We start from the raw sequence: 20354 nt of genomic DNA on the forward strand, positions 1-20354 counted from the left end.
TCACACTCTTCGCAAGGTTACGCCCGCTGCCGCACTGCGGCAGCGGGACGGTAAGCCAGGTTCGTCAGAACTTGAAGCCAGCGCCAAGAAAGTAGCGACGGCCATAGACCTGATAATCGCGCACCAGCAGCGGATTGCCCTGAACGATGGTGGCAAAGCGCTCGTTGGTCAGATTCTGCGCCTGGAAGAACACCGACACCCCGGCCAGCGGACCAACCCTGCCAAAATCATAGCCGACCTGAGCGTCAACGAGGGTTTCAGGAACAGCGGTACGCACTTCGCGGTTAGCGCCAAAGCCCGACACCTCGGCGAGGAAGTCCGAGCGATAGCGCACACTGCCGCGCACCGAGAAGCCATATTGCTCCCAGAACAAGGTGCCGCTTGCGGTCCACTTCGAATAGCCGGGGATCGCCTGGATCGCACCCAGATCGTTGCGGATACGCGAAATGCTATAACCGCCGCCACCGGTGACGCCGAAGCCGGTAAGCGCCGGGGTGATCACTTCGAACGGGATCGTCGTCGACAGCTCAACGCCGTACAGCTCGCCGCCCCTGGTATTGACCGGCGCGTTCAGGATGCCGATCGTCGGGGTGCCCACCGGCGTGTTCGGTGGCGTCGGAAAGCCACCATAATTGAAATTATTCAACCGACCGCCGAAGATATAATTTTCGAGCTGCTTGTAAAACAGCTGCACGGCGATGAAGCCTTTGCCGCCAAAATATTTTTCGAAATTGAGGTCAAAGGCATTGGCACGATAGGGCTGGAGCAACGGGTTACCGCCGCTACCCTGGATCAGCTGCGTCTGAGTGTTGTAACCATACTCGATCGCGACGCGCAGATCGTCGAGCCGCGGACGCTGGATTTCGCGTGCTGCCGCAAAGCGGACCACGAAGTCGTTCGGGAAGCGCGCCGAAATGTTGAAGCTCGGCAACAAATCGGTGTAGTTTGCGCCCAGGCTGATCTGCTGGCGCTGGCCACCGGGGAAAACCAGACCCGAAGACCGTTGATTGGTCGTCACGATCTGCAAGCCGAAATTGCCGGTGATCTGTGCCGCCCCAAGCTGCCCCTGCAGATTGCCCTGGATATAGGCCTGCATCAGCTTTTCGGAAATTCTATAGGCCTTGGCCAGAACATCGTTCGCGGTGGTGCGGCTTTCCAGCGTCAGAACGCCGGCGTTGAGCAGCTGGCGGGGATCATAGCTGACGACCGGTCCGAGCCCGAGATAGGAGAGCTGCGTCGGCCGCTGCAGGAATTGCGTCGGGATGGCGAGCGAAGTCGCACCATTGGCCAATCGGATGAACGATTCATCAGGAGTCAGCGATTTGTTGCGATCGATATAGCCCAGGCCGAACTCAACCGACTTGATGAAGAAATCGCTGCCGAATTCATGTTCGACCTTAAGCCGATACTGTTTGAGATCGTCCTGCACGATGCGGTTGTTGAAGTAACCCGCCTGCGGCACCGTGCCGCCGCCCCAGCCGAGCGGATCGGTCAGCCGGACAACATTGGGATCGCTGTAGTTGAGCGTGCTGGAATAAAACGCACCCGTCGGGCGCAGCTCGAACCCGATCGAACCGGCCGGGCTGGTGCCGAGCGGAAAACCGGGCCGTGCATCGTCGCCGTTGAAACCCGTGCCCGAATAGCTTTCAAAGATCAGCTCGTTGCGATCGGTGCGCGAATAGCCGAAGTCGAACGACGCGCTCCAGCCGTCATTGCCCTTCCAGGCGATATTGTAGCCCAGCGACGTCAGCTGTGCATTGCGCTCGGCGGGATCGTTGCGAACCACCCCGCGGACATTGTCGAACCTGCCCGACGTAACGACGCCGTTCACGACCCGCGTGTTGGTGGCCGGCAACACGTTGAAGCCGCCGCCGAAACCGAGCGGCAATTCGATGCCGCGACCAATCGAGTTATCCCTGAAATCCGAATAGAAACCATCGAGCGTCATGGTCAGTTCGGGGCGCGGGCGCCACTGCACCGTGCCGACGAAGCCGAAGCGGCTGAGCTGGTTCGAGCGCACGAACGACCGATTGCCGCCGATCAGAAACGGTGCGCCCGCCGAACCATTGCCAGCATAACCCCAGCTGTTGAATTCCTGAAACTGATCGGGCTCGTTGAGATATGACGCTGCCAGCGAAATGCCGAGTGTGTTGTTGAAGAACTGATCGACATAAGTGGCGTTCACGCGATAGCCGAAGTTTGTCGATCCGGCGTTCAGCGCCCCAAGCTCGGCATTGACGCCGCGCGCACCGATGGCGATCACGCGCTTGTTGACGTCGAGCGGGCGGATCGTGCGGATGTCGACCGTGCCGGCCAGGCCCTGACCGATCAGCGAAGCGACCGGCGTTTTGTAGACCACGACCTGACTGACGACTTCCGACGGATACTGGTCGAATTCGACCGCACGCGCGTCGCCGGTCGAGGTCTGTTCGCGACCGTTGAGCAACGTCGTCGACAGATCGGGACCAAAACCGCGGATCGAGATGACGTTGGCACGGCCATTGAGGCGCTGCGTCGTCAAACCGGGCAGGCGCGCAATCGATTCGGCGATCGATGCGTCGGGCAGCTTGCCGATGTCCTCGGCCGTCACCGATTCGACGATCTGGTCGATCTTCTTCTTGGTGTTGGTCGCGCTTTCGAGTGACTTTTTGAACCCGGTGACGATGACATCGTCTTTTTCCGCTGCGGCTGCATCATCGGCGGGGGCCGGCGCGGTCTGGGCAAAGGCAGCTGAGGCAGTCGTTGCCATCAAGCCGATCGCCAGCGCGCGCAGACCGCCGCGCATCGTTTTTTCAGCGAAAGCGGATTTGCTACGGATCATCTTCTTGTTGCCCCTCCTGATGGCCCATCTCCGCTTCTAACGGTAGATCGGGGCCGTGGTGATCGAAGCGCCTATATGCGCCCCAAATTTCTTCGTGTGCCTGAATGTGGCTATGCGGCCACAAAGCCAACAACATTACATACGTATTCAATAAGCCCCTTCCCCCTGCCGGGGCGGGTGGTTAGCGTGGCGCAACGACCAGGGAGACTGGCGGCACAGGAGAGGCGCAGCGCCGCCGCATGAAGGAAAAACCGACCTCTTTCGATATCGCGCAGCTCGCGGGCGTGTCCCAGCCGACGGTGTCGCGCGCGCTGTCGGGTAGCCCTTCGGTCAGCGAGGCGACGCGCAAGCGGATCGAGGCGATCGCGCGGCAGTTGAACTACACCGTCGACAAGAACGCGTCGTCGCTGCGGCGCGGCCAGTCGAACACGCTGGCGCTGCTGTTTTTCGAGGATCCGACGCCTGACCAGTCACTGATCAATCCGTTCTTCCTGTCGATGCTCGGCATGATCACGCGCACCTGCGCGTTGCGCGGCTATGACCTGCTCACTTCGTTCCAGCAGATGTCGAGCGACTGGCACGTCGCTTATGAAGACAGCCACAAGGCCGATGGCATCATCCTGCTGGGTTACGGCGATTATGAGGAGTATCGCGCGCGGCTCGACATGCTGATCGCGCAGCGCACGCATTTCGTCCGCTGGGGATCGGTGCAGGCGGGCGAGCCCGGCACGGTGATCGGCTGCGACAATTTTTCGGGCGGGCGCGATGCAGCGGCGCATCTGATCGCGAACGGCCGACGGCGGATTGCCTTCATCGGCCAGGCATCGAGCCATTACCCCGAATTCGACGATCGCCATCGCGGATCGTGCACCGCGCAGCGCGCCGCCGGGATCGAACCCGATCCGGCGCTGGTGGTCGATGCGCTCAACACCCAGCAGGCGGGCTATGACGCGGTCGGTGTCCTGATCGCGCGCGGAACCCCCTTCGACGCGATCTTCGCCGCATCGGACACAATCGCGATCGGTGCGCTGGCAGCACTGGAAGAGGCAGGGCTGCGCGTCCCCGGCGATATCGCGGTGGTCGGCTTTGACGATATCCCGGCAGCGAGCCTCACCCATCCGCCGCTGACGACGATCGCGCAAAATTATCTCGCGGCGGGCGAAGTGCTCGTCGACACGTTGCTCGGGCTGATCCGCGACGAACCGGTGGCCAGCGTCACCCTCCCCGGGCGGCTGGTCGTGCGGCGCTCAAGCGGCACCTGAAGGGGACGCAGGTACGCCGCCGCCGCTGGTCGAATCTGGTCGCAACGATTATGCCCACCAGCATGCGAGGGGCCAGCATCCAATCGCGCTCGCGTACCCTGCTCAGCGCCGCTTTGGCGCTCGCCTGCGCGACACCCGCCATCGCGCAGGACCAACGCCCAAGCGGCGGACCCAAATCGGCGAACGAACGCATGGTCGAGGAGAAGACCAAGCCGATTGTGCTGTCGGCCGTCTATACCGCCGAGGTCGACGGCAATGTCGACGGTGGCCTCGCGCGCGGGGTGCGCTATCTCGACAATCTCGACCTGCAGATCGCCGCCGACGCCGACCGGCTGATCGGCTGGCGCGGTGCGCGCGCGTTCGTCTATCTGCTGTATAACAACGGTACGTCCTTCTCGTCATCGCTGGTCGGCGACTATCAGACGGTGTCGAATATCGAGACCGGCATCCGCGCGCTGCGCCTGTTCGAGGCATGGATCGAGCAGGATATCGGCGCATCGGCCTCGATCAAGGCCGGGCTGTACAATCTCAACTCGGAATTCGACACGACCCAGAGCGGCGCGCTGTTCCTGCTGTCGTCGCACGGGATCGGGCCTGATTTCTCGCAATCGGGCCAAAATGGCCCGTCGATCTTTCCGGTGACGTCGCTTGGCGTGCGCGGCGAGTTGCGGATCGGCCAGCGCTGGCGCGCGCGCGTCGCGGTGCTTGACGGCGTGTCCGGCGACCCTGCGCGGCCTGCGCGCACGGCGGTCAGTCTGTCGGGGAGCGATGGCGCGCTGATCGTCGGCGAGGTCGATTACCGGCGCGGCGGCACCAAGGCAGCGATCGGCGGCTGGGCTTACACATCGCGCTTCGATGACGTGCTCGCGGGCGCGGGGGCGCCATCGGGGCGCGGCAATCACGGCGCCTATGCGCTGGTCGAGCATCGCCTGCACGGCGGCATCGACGATGATCCGGCGGGGCTGTCGGGCTGGGTCCGCTTCGGGATCGCCGACCCACGGTATAATCCGGTGGTGAGCTATTTGGGCGGCGGCATCGTCCAGAGCGGCATTGGCAAACGCCGCGACGATCAGGTCGGGGTCTCGATTGCGGTTGCCAACTTCAGCGAGCGATACCGCCGCGCGCAGGCGCTGGCGGGCACCCCGTCCGATCGCCGTGAGGTGATCTTCGAGGCGACCTACAAACTCACACTGACGGACTGGCTGAGCGTCCAGCCGGATCTGCAATATGTCGTCAACCCCGGCGGCCAGCCGACGGTCGGCGATGCAACCGTGATCGCGCTGCGCGTCAGGATCGGGCGCTGACGCAACGCTTGTGTTTGCTCACTCATTCTCAGACCGTTCGTGCTGAGCTTGTCGAAGCTCCGCCCTTCTTCTTCGACCTGATCGCAAAAGAAGGACGGCCCTTCGACAAGCTCAGGGCAAGCGGGTTGTGTGGGGCGACAATTGCTGCAACCTCACAGGCCACGCACGCCACGCATTCGAATTCAGTCAGCACCGGGATTGCCGCTAGGCGCTCACCCTGCCACGCTTGCTGCAACAAAACAGAAAAAATCGGGGAGATACCGTGAGCGAGCGGCCACGCCAGTCAGCCTTGGGGCTTTGGAACATCTCATTCGGATTCTTCGGCATCCAGATCGGCTTTGCGCTGCAAAACGCGAATATGAGCCGGATTTTCCAGACGCTGTCGCCGGATGACCCCAACATCCTCAACAAGCTGCCCGCGCTGTGGGTCGCCGCACCGCTCACCGGTCTGCTGGTCCAGCCGATCATCGGGCACATGTCGGACCGTACCTGGCTTGGCGCGCTCGGGCGACGGCGGCCCTATTTCCTGACCGGGGCAATCCTCGCCGCGCTGTCGCTGTTCATCATGCCGCTCGCGCCCGCGCTGCTGTTTGCCGCCTTCATGCTGTGGATACTCGACGCCTCGCTCAACATCTCGATGGAGCCGTTTCGCGCGTTCGTCGGCGACATGCTGCCCAAGGATCAGCATGCGTCAGGCTATGCGGTCCAGACGGCGTTTATCGGTGCCGGCGCGGTGGTTGGCTCGATCTTCCCCAAATTGCTCGAATGGGCGGGCGTCGCCAACACGGCTGCTGCGGGGACGATTCCCGACACGGTGCGCTACGCTTTCTGGTTCGGCGGTGCCGCGTTGCTGATCGCGGTCGTGTGGACGGTGGTGTCAACACGCGAGTACAGCCCCGACGAAATGGCGGCGTTCGACGGCGGCCATACACACGACCAGGGCGAGACAATCCGCCTGCTCGCCGCGCGCACGCTGACGAGCAGTTTTGCGTGGGTCGCGGGCGGTATCGCGGTATTACTCTTCGTCTATCGCTTTGCGCTCCAGCAGGAAATGTACCTGCTCGGCGGCCTGCTGATCGCTTACGGCATCGCGAGCATTATCGCGATCCGGCTCGCCCGCGCCGGGCGCGGGGCGTCGATGCTCGGGCATATCGTCGGCGACTTTTCGGGCATGCCGGTGCTGATGAAGCGGCTCGCGCTGGTCCAGTTCTTCAGCTGGTCGGCGCTGTTCATCATGTGGATCAACACGACCGCAATCGTCGCGCAATATTCCTATGGGACAAGCGACACGACGAGCGCGGCGTTCCAGCGCGCGGGCAATTGGGTCGATGTGCTGTTCGCGACCTATAATGGCGTCTCGGCGGTTGCAGCGCTGACATTGCTGCCACTGCTCGCGCGCCGGTTCGGCAAGGTACGCACGCATATGATCGGCCTGCTCTGCGGCGCGGCGGGCTATGCCAGCTTCTTCTTCATCCGCTCGCCCGAACTGCTGCTGATCAGCGAAGTCGGGATCGGCATCGCCTGGGCGTCGATTATTGCGATGCCCTATGCAATCCTCGCCTCGTCACTGCCGCAGGCCAAGCTCGGCATTTACATGGGGCTGTTCAATGTTTTCATCGTCATCCCGCAACTGTTGGTCTCGACGCTGATGGGATCGGCGATGAAGGCCTGGTTTCCGGGGCAGCCGATCTGGACAATGGCATTTGCGGCCGGGGTGATGGTGCTCGCAGCCCTCGCGACGCTGCGCGTGCAGGAGGAAGCACGCTAACTGCCCACCGGCGGGGGCACGAGGCCGATCGCTTTCATCGCCACCGCCTGCACGGTCATCACCACCAGCCAGTGCAGCGCCTCGCTGATCACGCCGCCCACAGCCACGCGGCGATGCGCGAGGCTGATCGCGACGGCGGGCAGCACGAACCCCGCCCAGATCACGACAGCGCTGCCGATCGCCATCACCCAGGGATCGGCCTTGGGCGGGGCGAGGATCAGCGCCCCCGCCAGGATCGCCGCCAGCCAGAATTCGCCTGCCGCCGCCAGCGCGACGGTGCCACCACCAATCCGCCCGCCACCGCCGAGCGTTACATGCCACGCATAGCCAATCGCCAGGCCAATGATCGTCGCGACCGCGATCGGCAGCAGATTGAGCAGAATATAGATCATATGTTGCGCCTCTCGCTGCCGGGGTGCCCGATCACACCCCCGTCAAATTTACCCTAAACGCTTCGCCCGCCTCAAAGAATAGCTTAACCAACGCGCGGTATAGACTGCGGCATGATTGCGCGCATTTTACAAGCGAACGGCACTGATCGATCGGTCTGGGCGCGCGCGGCGTGGCTCGGCAGCGGCTATTTTGTCGCTGCATCGGTGATGATGCTGATGACCCGGTTCGACGGCGGACTGGCGACTTTGTGGATCGCGACCTCGCTGCTGGTCGCCGAACTCAGCAATGCCGATCGCCAGCGTCGGCGCGCCACCATTGCGGCGTGCTTTGTCGCGAGCTTTCTGGCGACCAGCCTGTTCGGCTTCGGTATCGCCGTCGCCCTACCCTTTGCGCTGATCAATGTCGGCGAAGCCGTCGTCGCAACGCTAGTGCTCCGGCGGTTGCGGCGGGCCAATTCCTTCCTCTACTCATTCGAAGGCATTATCGCCTTTGCGCTGGTCGCGGGCCTGATGGCGCCCGCAATCGCAGGCTTGCCGGGCGCAGCGATTGCGTCGCTGGTGGTCGGCCAGCCCCTTGGTGTCGAATTCCGGTCGTGGCTGGTCGGTCACGGGCTCGGCACGCTGACCTGCACCCCCGTATTGGTGCTGCTGCTGCGCGGCGACATTGCGCGCTGGTGGCACGATGCTACGCCCGCCCAGCGGATCGAGGCAGCGATCCTGCTGACGACCATGGCGGGGTTCAGCGGGTTCGTGTTCAACGTTTCGACCGTCCCGCTGCTGTTCCTGCCGATTCTGCCGTTGATGGTGATCACTTTCCGGCTCGAACAGGTCGGCAGCGCGCTGGCGGTGGTCATTCTTGGCGTCGTCGGCGCCACGCTGACGGCGAGTGGGCACGGCCCGCTTAATCTGGTCGATGGATCGGTGACGGATCATGTCCGGCTGTTCCAATTATATCTCGCGGTCACTGTGTTAACAGTGCTGCCGGTTGCCGCCGAACTCACCCAGCGCCGCGACATCTTCCGGCGGCTGCACAACAGCGAGGCGCGCTACAAGCTGATCACCGAAAGCTCGACCGACATGATCGTCACGCTCGATCGCAGCGGCACCATCACCTATGTCTCGCCGTCGGCGCGCGAAGTCACCGGATTCGACGGCGCCGAGATGATCGGTCACATGCCGCACGACTTGGCCTGTGGCCCTGACCGCGCGACGATGGGCGCCGCCATCAATCAGGCCAATGCCCGCGCCGGCAGCCCGACCACGGTCGAATATTGCGCGCGCGCCGCATCGGGCGAGGCGCGCTGGTATGAAGCGCATACCCGGGGCACCTTCGACGACGCGGGCCAGTTGTCGGGCTGGGTGACCGCGATTCGCGACGTATCGGTGCGGAAGGCGCTTGAGCTCAAGCTGGCGCATGCGGCGTCGACCGATCCGCTCACCGGCCTGTCCAATCGCCGCCGGTTCGACACACTGCTCGACCGCAAGATCGACGATCGGCGCCAGAACAAAAGCTTTGGCTGCATCGCGCTGTTCGACATTGATTTCTTCAAGCGGGTCAACGACGCACATGGCCACGCGGTCGGCGATCTGGTGCTCGAAACCTTTGCTGCGGCCGCTGTGCGCACGGTGCGCGGCAACGACCATGTTGCCCGGTTGGGCGGCGAGGAATTCGGCCTGATCCTCGATGGCGCCACCCTCGACGATGCCGTACGCATCTGTGAGCGCGTCCGCCAGGCGATTGCGGGCGACATCACGCGCGCGCCGAGCGGGGCCGAAGTGACGGTCACGGTTAGCGCGGGCGTTGCCGAAATTACCCCGACCTCGTCGCGGTTGCAGCTGATGCGCGCCGCCGATGAGGCTCTATACCGCGCCAAAGCGGGTGGTCGCGACCAGCTCGCGCTTGCGGCCTGACGCGAAAGGCGCTGGACCCCCGCCGCCCCTGCCCTAGGGTGGGCGCATGAGCGATACCGTTTATGCCGATCCGATTCCGGCCGCCACGCTGGTGCTGTTTGGCGCAAGCGGCGACGGCCCGCCGGAGATCCTCATCGTTGAGCGCGCCGCCGCGATGGCCTTTGCCGGGGGCGCGTTGGTGTTTCCGGGCGGGCGCGTCGATGCCGAGGACCGCGCGCTCGCGCTCCGCGACTTGTCGGGCGACGAACACGGCGCCGCGCGCATCGCCGCGATCCGCGAGATGATCGAGGAAGCGGGGGTCGCCGTCGGCCTGACGCCGCAGCCCGACGCGCTCCAGCTCGCCGCAATCCGCAGCGGGCTGCATCACGGCGCCGCCTTTGGCGAATTGCTGGTGGCGCATGGCCTGCGGCTCGACCCGGCGGCACTGACGCCGTTCGCACGCTGGTGCCCGCGCCATGCCAACATGCGCATTTTCGACACGATGTTCTTCGTCGCGCGCCTGCCCGAGGGCGCGCCTGCGCCCGTGGTCGACGCGACCGAGAACACCCGCGTCTTCTGGGCAAGCGCGCAAGCCGTGCTCGATGATGCTGATGCGGGGCGGGTGACCATCATTTTCCCGACGCGCCGCAATCTTGAGCGGCTCGCGCAATATGCCGGATTCGAGGATGCCGTCGCCGATGCGGTGCACCACGGCACGCCGATGATCACGCCGTGGACCGAAAATCGCGATGGCGCCGACTATCTCTGCATTCCCGACGACGCAGGCTATCCCGTCACCGCCGAGCGGCTGAGCGACGCCAAACGCGCTTAGTGCATCGCTGCTCCACCGTTCGCCCTGAGCTTGTCGAAGGGCCGTTCTTCTTTTCCGGCGGTCCGAAGAAGAAGGACGGTGCTTCGACAGTGAACAGGCGAAACGTCCCCCGGACGTTTCAGTCAAGCCCGGGGGGCTTGACGACCTGATCACCAGCACGAACGGATCAAGGGAAATCCCAATCCAACGCCCGTAAGGGTTAGTGCATCGCTGCCGAATCGACCTTTTCGACCCAATAAGGGAAGAAGGCAGGCTCGCGCGTTGACCAGCCCTGCGCGGTCGCGGCGGCTTCGCTGATCGACTGGAGCAGCTTGCGGCGCATGTCGGGTTGCAGATGCGGCATCGCCGCCGCCGCGCAGAAAGCGGCCGGGAGCCATGGACGGACCTGCGCGCCGATCAGCCGTTCATAAAGGAAGCGATAGGCGGAAAAGCTCGTCAGCCGCCCCTGGCCGAGATCGAACGCACTGAGCGTGACCAATTGGCCGAGAAAGGCATCAACGCGGTCGAGTCCGCTTTCGGCCGGCACGGTCGCACGGATGTCGGGCAACCGGTCGTAAAGGCGGTATTGCGCGCGAATGCTCGCAGCCTCGACAACGTCGCGCGACCAGCGCTGGAGTGCATCCTCCCGGTCGAGCCCGATGTCGAGCGAACGGCGGACATAGCGCTGCGTGGCCGAGGCGAACCCCGCAAATTCCTTCATTTCGGCGAGGGTCATTGCCCCGGCGGCTGGCTTCATCCGTGCGCTCATGTCGTCGTCCTATCGGCTCCATTTGACGCGGGCATCATGCCCCGTGGTTGGTTAACGCCGTGTTGACGATCACCAGCCCCGCGTTGGCAAAGACATCATATCTGCACATCCTATGCAATTAGATTACGCTGTACCGCACAAAAAGCTTCGATCGTTACATCTGTAACGAGCCATTTGCTGGCAAACGCGCATGTCGCACTGCCACGAAAAAGGCCCGGCGAGTCTCCCCGCCGGGCCTTCGATGTCAGGCTGATCGCCCGTTCGCTTAGTTGCGGCTGCTGCCGAACAGGCGAAGGATGAACAGGAACATGTTGATGAAGTCGAGGTACAGATTGAGCGCCGACATGATGATGCTGCGGCTTTCCCATTCGGTGCCCGCGACCTCGGCGTAGAGCGCCTTGGTCCGCTGCGTATCATAGGCCGTCAGGCCAGCGAAGATCAGCACGCCGATCACGCTGATCACCAGCGACAGCGGCCCCGAGTGCAGGAACACATTGACGAGGCTCGCGACAATCAGGCCCACCAGCCCGACGATCAGGAAGCTGCCCAGCGCGGTCAGGTTGCGCTTGGTGGTGTAGCCATAGAGGCTAAGCCCCGCAAAGCCCGCTGCCGTCGCGAAGAAAGCGCCCGCGATCGACGTGCTCGTATACTGCAGGAAGATCGTCGACATCGACAGACCCATGGCGACTGCAAAGCCCCAGAACATCGCTTGCAGCGTTGCGGGCGACATCCGTGCCTGGCCGAAGCTCAACGCGAAAACGAAGCCGAGCGGCGCAAGCTTCAGCGCGAAGCCGATCAGCGGCGCCGTGCGAAAGACTTGCTCGGCCATACCGCTGGCCGCAAAGCCCAGCGCGATGATGCCGGTGAGCAGCACTGCCGACGCCATATAATTATAGACCGACAGCATGTAGGACCGCAGCCCCGCGTCGTACGCGGCACTGCGCGCGTCGGCGCCCGCCGAATATGCAGCGGCGTTCGGCCGGGGATCAGACCAGTTTGCCATTTCGAACCAACTCCTTTGACCGGCCCAATGCCGGTTGTTACGAATATCGGGGTTTCGGCGGCGTCTTTCAAGCGAAACCCGCGATTGCCCTTTCCCAAGCGGCTTATAGAAATGCGCCTATTCCTCGCGGCTTAACGCCAAGTGAATGATGGGCCCAAGGCCAGCGTCGGCACAAACTTTGGGATTTGCCAATAATGCATCGACTTTTCATTGGCTTGCAACCCCCGGCCGTGATCCGGATCGCGCTCCGCGCGGTGATGGCCGATGTGCCCGCCGCGCGGTGGCAGCATGATGATCAGCTCCACCTGACCTTGCGCTATATCGGCGAAGTCGACGCGCGAGTCGCCGATGAGGTGGCGCTGGCGATGAGCCGCGTGCAGGCCTGCATCCCCGACGTGGCGCTCGCCGGGGTCGGCCGATTCGACCGCGACGGACGCACCGACACGCTGTGGGTGGGGCTGCGTCCGACCGAGCCGCTCGCCGCGCTCCACAAGAAGGTCGATCGCGCGCTGGTGGCGATCGGCCTGCCGCCGGAAGGGCGCGCGTTCGTGCCCCACATCACGCTCGCGCGGCTGCCGCGCAGTCAGGGCGCTGGTCCGGCAATCGATGCTTTCCTCGCCCGGCACGCCGCGCTGTCGAGCGAACCCTTCGTAATGCCGCACCTAATCCTCTACGAAAGCCATCTCGGCACCGGCGGATCGGCGTACGACATCGTCGCGCGCTGGCCGCTGGGCTGAGAAAAGCGCTTCCGCTTCGGCGCTTCGCTCTGCTAGCCGCAAGGCAGCGCAATTGATCGGGAGCCGACATGGACGAACCAGCCACGGGAACAACGTCTGACGGTGTCCCCAGGACGCCGACCTATGCCTGGTATGTCCTTGCCATCCTGTTCTTCGTCTACGTCCTGAATTTCGTCGACCGGCAGATTATTTCGATCCTGGCCGAGGACATCAAACGCGACCTGCACCTGCGCGACGAGGATCTGGGCTTCCTCTATGGCACCGCGTTCGGCGTGTTTTACGCGCTGTTCGGCATTCCGCTCGGGCGGCTCGCCGACAATTGGCACCGCGTCCGGCTGATGACCTTGGGTCTGGCTTTGTGGTCGACGATGACCGCGCTGTCAGGGTTCGCTCGCAGCGGCACCGCGCTGGCGGGCGCGCGGATCGGCGTCGGTATTGGCGAAGCGACCGCAAGCCCGTCGGCCTATTCGCTGATTTCCGACTGGTTCCCGAAGCGGCTGCGCGCGACCGCACTCGCGATTTATTCGGCCGGACTGTACGTCGGCGGCGGCATTTCGCTCGGCATTGGCGGATTGATCGTCAAAGGCTGGAATCAGGCCTATCCGGGCGGCGGGCCGCTCGGGCTGGTCGGCTGGCAGGCAGCGTTCCTGATCGTCGGCCTGCCCGGATTGCTGCTCGCGCTGGTGATCTTCACCTTGCGCGAACCGTCGCGTGGCCAGTCGGAGGGGCTGCCCGCGCCACCGCCGCACCCCGCGCCGTTTCGCGCTTTCCTGAACGAGCTTGTCACGATCGTGCCGCCGCTGACGCTGATCGGCGCGGCGCAGGGCGGCGCGCGGGCCTTCATCAACAACGTCGCCGGACTCGCCTTGATTGCGGGTCTTGTCAGCGGCCTCGTCGCGCTTGGCGAGCCGGTGCCGCAATGGGTGGCGATCGGCATTGGCGTCTATGCCGTTTTTTCCTGGGCGAGTTCGCTCAAGCGACGCGACGCGCCGACGTTCGCGCTCATCGTCGCCAATCCGGCGTTCCTGTTTACCGTCGTCGCCTATGGCTTGAACGCGTTCCTCAGCTACACGGTCACCTTCTGGGCGCCGCCCTATGCCATCCGCGTGCTGGGCGCGACACCGGCCGAAGCGGGGTTCATCATCGGCGGGATGGGCGCGATGTCGGGCTTTCTGGGCGTGACGATCGGCGGGCTGGTCGCTGATCGCCTGCGCCAGCGCAATCCGGCGGGGCGGCTGCTGGTGGTGATCTTCGGCGCGGTCGTGCCCTCGCTGGCGATCGCGAGCGCCTTCACCACCACCAACATCACGCTCTTCTACCTGATGCTGTTCCCGGCACAGGCCTGCGCGAGCTGCGCGCTCGGCGCGGCGGCCGCCACCACGCAGGATCTGGTGATGCCCCGGATGCGCGGCACGGCGACGGGCACCTTCCTGATCGGCACCACGTTGCTCGGGCTCGCGCTCGGGCCGTATCTGGCGGGTCGCGTCTCGACGCTGTCGGGCAGCTTGTCGGTCGGGGTGTTGTCGATGCTGGTGACGGTGCCCGTCACGCTGGCCGCCGCGATCATGGCCTATCGCCTCGTCCCCGCCGCCGAAGCCAATCGCGAAGCGCGGGCCAGGGCAGCGGGTGAGGTGATTTAGTCCGGCTCATCTACCGGGTTGTCCCACTTCCCCGTTTGCCCTGAGCTTGTCGAAGGGCCGTCCTTATTTTCCACCGGCGGGAATAAGAAGGACAGTGCTTCGACAAGCTCAGCACGAACGGATTGAGGGTATGCCCTTCAGCCCCATAGGGCCTAGCTCTTCGCGAAAACCCCGCACGCCACGCGCGCGCCGCTATTGCCCGAAGGGTCAGTGACCAGATCATCGGCCTTCGCATGCACCACCATCGCGCTGCCATCGGCGTCGACCAGGCCATCGAACAGCGCGCCCGGCACCACGACACCCACGGTGCCGCGCCCGTCGGTGCTGATCACCAAATTGGGCAGATCGCCTTCATGCGGCCCCATCGCGTTCATCGATCCATGCTTGGTGCCGGTCGGGTTCCAATGCCCGCCCGAGGTCATGAAATCGGGGGCGTCGCAGCGCCCGACGGTGTGGATATGGACACCGTGATCACCCGGCGTAAAGCCGCGTGCGTCGACCGTCACGCGCATGCCGCCGACGACTTCGCGCACCGTGGCGCGCCCCGCATCGCGGCCATCGGGCGTCTTCAACAGCGCCACCGCAGTCCGCCCCCCGGCGAGCGGCGCGCCCAGCTTCTTCGCCGCGAACCCGGCCATCGCCGCCCCGCCCAGTGTGACCATCATCAGCCCGGTGATTGCGATCCGCATGCCTTGTCTCCTCATTGAGTCTCACGCCGTGATGCCAGCTTAGCCTGCCCGATGCGCCCGCCATAGCCTCGTTCCACAAGGCCGCACCATTTCAGGCGATCATCACCGTTTTCAGGTTCATGAACTCGTGCAGCCCCCACGGGCCAAGCTCGCGGCCATGACCCGATCGCTTGATGCCGCCGAACGCGACTTCGGGCGAACTGGCGAGCACCTGATTGATCGCGGTCATCCCGGCTTCGATGTCGCGCGCAAAACGGTCCTGCTCGGCCGGATCATTGGTCCAGACACTCGACCCAAGCCCGAACGGCACGTCATTCGCCAGCGCAATCGCCGCGTCGATGTCGGCGACCGCAAAGACCATCGCGACGGGGCCGAACACTTCCTCCTGCGCGACCGGATGATCGGGGGGCACATGCGTCAGGACGCCCGGGGTCATATAAGCGCCCTTGCCCGGCAATGGTTCGCCACCGACCAGCTTGGCGCCCGCCGCCTGAAACTGTGCGAGCTGACCGAGCACGGTGTCGCGCTGCTCGTCGCTCGACAGCGGGCCGATATCATTGGCGGCATCCATCGGATCGCCGACCTTCACCGCCGCCATTGCCGCCGTGAAGCGGTCGAGAAAGGCGTCGTGGATGTCGGCATGGACGATCATCCGCTTGCCGCAGATGCATGACTGGCCCGCATTCTGGATACGCGCGGTCACTGCTGCCGCAACCGCCTTGTCGAGATCGGCAGAAGGCATGACGATGAACGGGTCCGACCCGCCGAGTTCGAGCACGACTTTCTTCAGCACCCGCCCCGCCGTCTCGGCAACGCGCGCGCCCGCTTCCTCGCTCCCCGTCAGCGTGACGGCGGCGATGCGCGGGTCTTCGATCACGGCCTGCACCGCGCTGCTGCGAATCGCCAGATTCTGGAACAGCCCGGCGGGCGCGCCGCCAGCGATCACCATTTCCTCGATCGCGGCGGCACAGCCTTGGGTCAGCGACGCATGTTTCAACAGGCCGACATTGCCCGCCATGATCGTCGGCGCGAGGAAGCGGACGACCTGCCAATAAGGGAAATTCCACGGCATCACCGCCAGCACCGGGCCGATCGGCAGCCATTGCTGGCGCGCGCGACCGCTGGCGAGTGGCACGTCGATATCCGCCAGCATCGCCGGGCCATTCTGCGCATAATAGCGCAAGCCGCCCGCGCATTTCTGCACCTCGGCAAGCGCCGATTTCAAGGTCTTACCCATTTCGCGCGTCGCGATTTCGGCAAGGGCGTGGGCGTGGGCATCGAACTGCTCGGCAATCGCTTCGAGCAGCGCGGCGCGCGTCCCGAGGTCGGTCGTGCGCCACTCGTGCCAGGCGCTGGCCGCGCGCGCGATCCGTTCCTCAACCTCGTCGGCGGTCAGTTCGCGAATCGCGTCGCCGGGGGCGCCAGTGGCCGGGTTAATGCTTTGAAACATGCTCTTCCTCTTCCCGATTTCGTACGCCAAACGCATCGCAATGCTTTGCGGGTCCGTGCTGCTTCTTGACCCTCCTCGCCTGCCTGCCCCATAGCAGCAAGATGGAACCGGCACTGCCCATCGAAGAAATGGCGTTTGAGGACGCGTTGCGCGAACTCGAACGCATCGTAGCGCGGCTCGAAAGCGGCGATGAACCGCTCGACGCGTCGATTGCTCTTTACGAACGCGGCAATTTGCTGCGCCAACGCTGCGCCGAACGGCTCGACGCGGCGCAGGCGCGCATCGAAGCGATCCGGCTCGATCCGGACGGCCGCCCGACCGGAACCACATCCTTTGCCGCGGGCTGATAGCAAGATGGGGGAGGCCTCGATGTCGTTGAAAGCGGCGCTTGCCGACGTATCGGATGAAGTCGATCGTCGGTTCGACGCGTTGCTCGAAGTGCCGGACGATCCACGCGCCGATCTCTACCGGGCGATGCGCCACGCAGCGATTGGCGGCGGCAAGCGGCTGCGCCCACTGCTGACCCACGCCACGGCGCGGCTGTTCGGCGTCGACCGCGATTGTTCGGGACGCGCGGGCCTCGCGATCGAATGCATCCACGTCTATTCGCTGATCCATGACGATCTGCCGGCGATGGACAATGACGATATGCGGCGCGGCAAACCGACCGTGCACAAGGCCTTCGACGAAGCGACCGCGATTCTGGCGGGCGATTGCCTGCACGCGCTCGCCTTTGAAGTGCTGTCGGACCCGGCGACGCATGCCGATCCGTTCGTGCGCGCCGAATTGGTGCTCGATCTCGCCCGTGCGGCGGGGCCATCGGGCATGGCGGGCGGCCAGATGATGGATATCGAGGCCGAACGATCGAACTTCGATCTGCTCGCCGTGACGCGGCTTCAGGCGCTCAAGACCGGCGCGCTGATCGCCAGCGCGGTCGAAGCGGGGGCGATTCTCGGCAAGGTGCCGCCCGAGGGGCGCACGAGCCTGCGCGGCTATGCCCGCGACGTCGGCCTTGCGTTCCAGATTGCCGACGATCTGCTCGATCACGAAGGCGACGAAGCCAAGATGGGCAAGCGGCTCCACAAGGATGCCGATGCCGGCAAGGAAACCTTCCTGTCGCTGCTCGGCGTCGACCGCGCGCGCGAACAGGCGCGGATGCTGGTCGATCAGGCGTTGACGCATTTGCACAGCTATGGCGCCGAAGCCGATCTGCTGCGCGACATCGCGCGCTTCACGCTGGAACGCGACCGTTGAGCGTCCGGACCGGCGTTTACCCGGGCACCTTTGACCCGGTGACGCTGGGGCATATGGACATCATCCGGCGCGGTGCAAAGCTGGTCGATCGGCTGGTTGTCGGCGTTGCGACCAATCCTTCGAAGTCGCCGATGTTCTCACTCGACGAGCGGATGGAGATCATCCAGCGCGAAGTGGCCGATCTCGAAGGCGAGATTCACGTCGTCAGCTTTGATTCGCTGCTGATGGACTTTGCCGAACGCGAAGGGGCGACGGTCATCGTCCGCGGCCTGCGCGCCGTGTCGGACTTTGAATATGAGTTCCAGATGACGGGGATGAACCAGCAAATCAACGACGGTATCGAGACCGTCTTCCTGATGGCCGATGTATCGCTCCAGCCCATTGCGAGCCGCTGGGTCAAGGAAATCGCGATGTACGGCGGGCCAATCACCAAATTCGTGCCGCCCCGCGTCGCAATCGAAGTCGCGGCGCGCGTCAACCGGATCGGCCGCCTCGGCAGCTGATCGCGCCGATCGGGTCAGTGCGCCGATGTTAGCGTTGGCGCGCTTGGCGATTTGCTCTAAGCGCGAGCCTGTCCGGGTCTTGGTTATGGGGATGTGATGCGTTTTCTTGTCTGCTTGATGGCGGCATTCGGCTGGTTCGTCGCCAGCCCCGCGACGGCGCAATATGTGCCGAGCGTCCACCCCGCGCCCAATGTGAGCGACAAGGAAAACCTGCTTTATCTCGACCTGTCGACCGGTGGCCGTGTGACGATCCTGCTGCGCCCCGATGTCGCGCCGCTGATGGTCGATCGCATCAAGACGCTGACCCGCAAGCATTTCTACGACGGGCTGCTGTTCCACCGCGTCATCGAAGGCTTCATGGCCCAAACCGGCGACCCCAAAGGCAATGGTACCGGCGGATCGGACATGCCCAATGTGAAGGCCGAGTTCAATTATCTGCCGCATGTACGTGGTGCCGTCTCGGCGGCGCGCCCCGGCGCGCGGGATGGCGCCCCACCCGAAGAAGTGGCCGTCGCCGAAAACGGCGCCAACAGCCAGTTCTTCATCGTGTTCGAACCGACGCTGAAGCTCGACAATAAATACACCGTGTTCGGCCGTGTGATCGACGGCATGCAATATGTCGATGCGATCGAGCGCGGCGAACCGCCGATCACCCCGTCGCGCATTCTCCACGCCTGGATCGCCGCCGACAATCCACCGGCTTATGTCGCGGCGCCGGTGACGCCGTCCGCACCGCCCGCCGATCTTGGCCCCGAAGTCGTGCTGCCCGGTGCCGCCCCTGCCAAGCCCACCGCGAGCGCGCCGAAGCCCGCGACCGCGCCCGCCAAGTCCAAGCCCAATGCCCCCGGCGCCAAGCCGCGGCCGCGCCGCTGATCCTCGCCGACGCCGGTTCGATGCGCACGCTCGTGATCGAAACGGCGACCGCCGCCTGTTCGGTGGCGTTGCTCGACGGCGACAGGCTGATCGCCGAAAACCATGCAATTGTCGGGCGCGGCCACGCCGAACAACTGCTGCCGATGATCGCGGCGCTGCCCGACGGCGGGCGCGCACCGCATATTCTGGTCGATTGCGGCCCCGGCAGCTTCACCGGCATTCGTGTCGGGCTGGCAGCGGCGCGCGCGCTCGCTTTCGGTTGGGGCGCAAAGCTCAGCGGCTATTCGTCGCTGCCGTTGATTGCCGCGGCGGCCTTTGCCGATGAACCGGGGCTGCCGATGCTTGCGGTCGTGATCGAGGGCGGGCATGGCGAAGTCTTCATGCAGTCGTTCACCGCGCCCCTTGCCGAGCATGCGCCGCAGCAATCGCTGCTCCCGCACGCCGCGCTCGCCGCCATTGGCAGTCTGCCTGCGATCGGCAGCGGGCGGCGGTTTTTGGCACCGCTGACGGCGGCGCTTGCCGGCCATGACCGTCTGCCGCGTGCCGCCGATGCGCGGCTGCTGCCGGCGGCCTACAGGACGCTCGCTCCCAGCCCGATCTATGGACGTGCCCCTGATGCCAAGCCGATGGCGGCGGCGTGAGTTCGACGCTCAACCTGATCGAGCTGCGCAGCGGCAGCGCGGCGGACCTGGGCACCGTCGACGCGATTATGCGGCGTGCCTTTGATCCCAAATATGGTGAAGCATGGACGCGCGGCCAGTGCCTGGGCATCATGGCGATGCCCGGAGTCTGGCTGACGCTCGCAAGTATAAATGGCGTAACCGTCGGCTTTGCGATCACCCGCGCGATGGGCGAAGAGGCGGAGTTGCTCCTGCTCGCAACCGACCCACGCGTGCGGCGAAACGGGGTAGGCGGTGCTCTTTTGCGATCTGTCCTGAACGATGTCCGCGAGCGTACCGTCAAATCGCTGTTTCTCGAAGTACGTGCCGACAACGATGCGATCGAGCTCTATCGTCTTTTAGGGTTTACCAAAGTCGGTGAACGTCGGGGATATTATCGCGGCCAAGGCGGTCAATTGTACGATGCCTGCACTTTTCGTTGTCAGATCGTGCGAGTTTGACAGGAGTCACTCTGATTTTTGCTTGCGTAACGCCGCGCTTGGTACGATAGGCGCAGTGTCAAGGCCCA

At 64.5% G+C, this 20354-nt stretch carries 19 protein-coding genes; 13 read left to right on the forward strand and 6 right to left on the reverse strand.

Annotated features, from left to right (window positions below; all coding sequences use genetic code 11):
* Positions 1-64: 64 nt before the first annotated feature.
* Entirely contained in the window at positions 65-2785 is a 2721-nt protein-coding gene (locus K2W81_RS03935) for a TonB-dependent receptor (RefSeq protein ID WP_294101573.1), read from the reverse strand.
* Positions 2786-3060: 275 nt separating this feature from the next.
* On the opposite strand from K2W81_RS03935, the gene K2W81_RS03940 reads away from it, so the two are divergent.
* From K2W81_RS03940 to K2W81_RS03950, 3 genes are all read left to right on the forward strand, one after another.
* Entirely contained in the window at positions 3061-4083 is a 1023-nt protein-coding gene (locus K2W81_RS03940) for a LacI family DNA-binding transcriptional regulator (RefSeq protein WP_294101574.1), read from the forward strand.
* A 62-nt stretch (positions 4084-4145) separates the two neighbouring features.
* The gene (locus K2W81_RS03945) at positions 4146-5387 is read left to right on the forward strand and encodes a carbohydrate porin (protein ID WP_294101577.1); all 1242 of its coding nucleotides are present in this window, start codon (positions 4146-4148) and stop codon (positions 5385-5387) included.
* Between the two features lie 262 nt (positions 5388-5649).
* Positions 5650-7155: an MFS transporter gene (locus tag K2W81_RS03950; protein WP_294101580.1), complete on the forward strand. Its 1506-nt coding sequence runs from the start codon at positions 5650-5652 to the stop codon at positions 7153-7155.
* Here K2W81_RS03950 and K2W81_RS03955 read toward each other — a convergent pair.
* Positions 7152-7547, reverse strand: coding sequence for a hypothetical protein (locus K2W81_RS03955; protein ID WP_294101583.1), 396 nt, complete (start codon positions 7545-7547; stop codon positions 7152-7154). The genes K2W81_RS03950 and K2W81_RS03955 overlap by 4 nt on opposite strands.
* A 111-nt stretch (positions 7548-7658) precedes the next feature.
* Between K2W81_RS03955 and K2W81_RS03960 the strand changes: the two genes are divergently transcribed.
* Positions 7659-9458, forward strand: a complete 1800-nt coding sequence (locus K2W81_RS03960) for a diguanylate cyclase (protein WP_294101586.1) — start codon at positions 7659-7661, stop codon at positions 9456-9458.
* A 46-nt stretch (positions 9459-9504) separates the two neighbouring features.
* Entirely contained in the window at positions 9505-10269 is a 765-nt protein-coding gene (locus K2W81_RS03965; protein WP_294101589.1) for an NUDIX hydrolase, read from the forward strand.
* 199 nt (positions 10270-10468) lie between these two features.
* Here K2W81_RS03965 and K2W81_RS03970 read toward each other — a convergent pair whose 3' ends face one another.
* Both K2W81_RS03970 and K2W81_RS03975 read right to left on the reverse strand, forming a co-directional pair.
* Positions 10469-11017: a hypothetical protein gene (locus tag K2W81_RS03970; RefSeq protein ID WP_294101591.1), complete on the reverse strand. Its 549-nt coding sequence runs from the start codon at positions 11015-11017 to the stop codon at positions 10469-10471.
* A 265-nt stretch (positions 11018-11282) separates the two neighbouring features.
* Complete coding sequence (locus K2W81_RS03975) at positions 11283-12020, reverse strand: Bax inhibitor-1/YccA family protein (RefSeq protein ID WP_294101594.1); 738 nt, start codon at positions 12018-12020, stop codon at positions 11283-11285.
* A gap of 194 nt (positions 12021-12214) precedes the next feature.
* Here K2W81_RS03975 and thpR point away from each other — a divergent pair, with 194 nt between their 5' ends.
* Together thpR and K2W81_RS03985 are read left to right on the forward strand one after the other, a co-directional pair.
* Positions 12215-12757 carry an RNA 2',3'-cyclic phosphodiesterase gene (thpR, locus tag K2W81_RS03980; protein WP_294101597.1) on the forward strand — a complete coding sequence of 181 codons (543 nt, stop codon included), beginning with the start codon at positions 12215-12217 and terminating at the stop codon, positions 12755-12757.
* A gap of 68 nt (positions 12758-12825) precedes the next feature.
* Entirely contained in the window at positions 12826-14397 is a 1572-nt protein-coding gene (locus K2W81_RS03985) for an MFS transporter (RefSeq protein WP_294101600.1), read from the forward strand.
* 152 nt (positions 14398-14549) lie between these two features.
* Here the strand turns inward: K2W81_RS03985 and K2W81_RS03990 are convergent, their stop codons facing one another.
* Complete coding sequence (locus K2W81_RS03990) at positions 14550-15086, reverse strand: superoxide dismutase family protein (RefSeq protein WP_366932203.1); 537 nt, start codon at positions 15084-15086, stop codon at positions 14550-14552.
* Between the two features lie 91 nt (positions 15087-15177).
* Entirely contained in the window at positions 15178-16536 is a 1359-nt protein-coding gene (locus K2W81_RS03995; RefSeq protein WP_294101603.1) for an NAD-dependent succinate-semialdehyde dehydrogenase, read from the reverse strand.
* A gap of 101 nt (positions 16537-16637) precedes the next feature.
* On the opposite strand from K2W81_RS03995, the gene K2W81_RS04000 reads away from it, so the two are divergent.
* The 6 genes from K2W81_RS04000 to K2W81_RS04025 all read left to right on the forward strand — a co-directional run bounded on the left by K2W81_RS04000 (position 16638) and on the right by K2W81_RS04025 (position 20286).
* Positions 16638-16883 carry an exodeoxyribonuclease VII small subunit gene (locus tag K2W81_RS04000; protein ID WP_294101606.1) on the forward strand — a complete coding sequence of 82 codons (246 nt, stop codon included), beginning with the start codon at positions 16638-16640 and terminating at the stop codon, positions 16881-16883.
* Between the two features lie 7 nt (positions 16884-16890).
* Positions 16891-17790: a polyprenyl synthetase family protein gene (locus K2W81_RS04005; protein ID WP_294101608.1), complete on the forward strand. Its 900-nt coding sequence runs from the start codon at positions 16891-16893 to the stop codon at positions 17788-17790.
* Positions 17787-18293 (forward strand): pantetheine-phosphate adenylyltransferase, encoded by a 507-nt coding sequence (gene coaD, locus K2W81_RS04010; RefSeq protein WP_294101611.1) that lies wholly within the window; start codon positions 17787-17789, stop codon positions 18291-18293. Before K2W81_RS04005 ends, coaD begins: the two co-directional genes overlap by 4 nt.
* Before the next feature lie 96 nt (positions 18294-18389).
* On the forward strand, positions 18390-19166 hold the full coding sequence (locus K2W81_RS04015) for a peptidylprolyl isomerase (RefSeq protein ID WP_294101613.1): 777 nt from the start codon (positions 18390-18392) through the stop codon (positions 19164-19166).
* Between the two features lie 20 nt (positions 19167-19186).
* The gene (gene tsaB, locus K2W81_RS04020; RefSeq protein WP_294101616.1) at positions 19187-19807 is read left to right on the forward strand and encodes a tRNA (adenosine(37)-N6)-threonylcarbamoyltransferase complex dimerization subunit type 1 TsaB; all 621 of its coding nucleotides are present in this window, start codon (positions 19187-19189) and stop codon (positions 19805-19807) included.
* Positions 19804-20286: a GNAT family N-acetyltransferase gene (locus K2W81_RS04025; protein WP_294101618.1), complete on the forward strand. Its 483-nt coding sequence runs from the start codon at positions 19804-19806 to the stop codon at positions 20284-20286. The genes tsaB and K2W81_RS04025 overlap by 4 nt, the downstream gene beginning before the upstream one ends.
* Positions 20287-20354 lie beyond the last annotated feature (68 nt).

This window comes from Sphingomonas sp., assembly GCF_019749955.1.
Taxonomy (GTDB): Bacteria; Pseudomonadota; Alphaproteobacteria; order Sphingomonadales; family Sphingomonadaceae; genus Sphingomonas.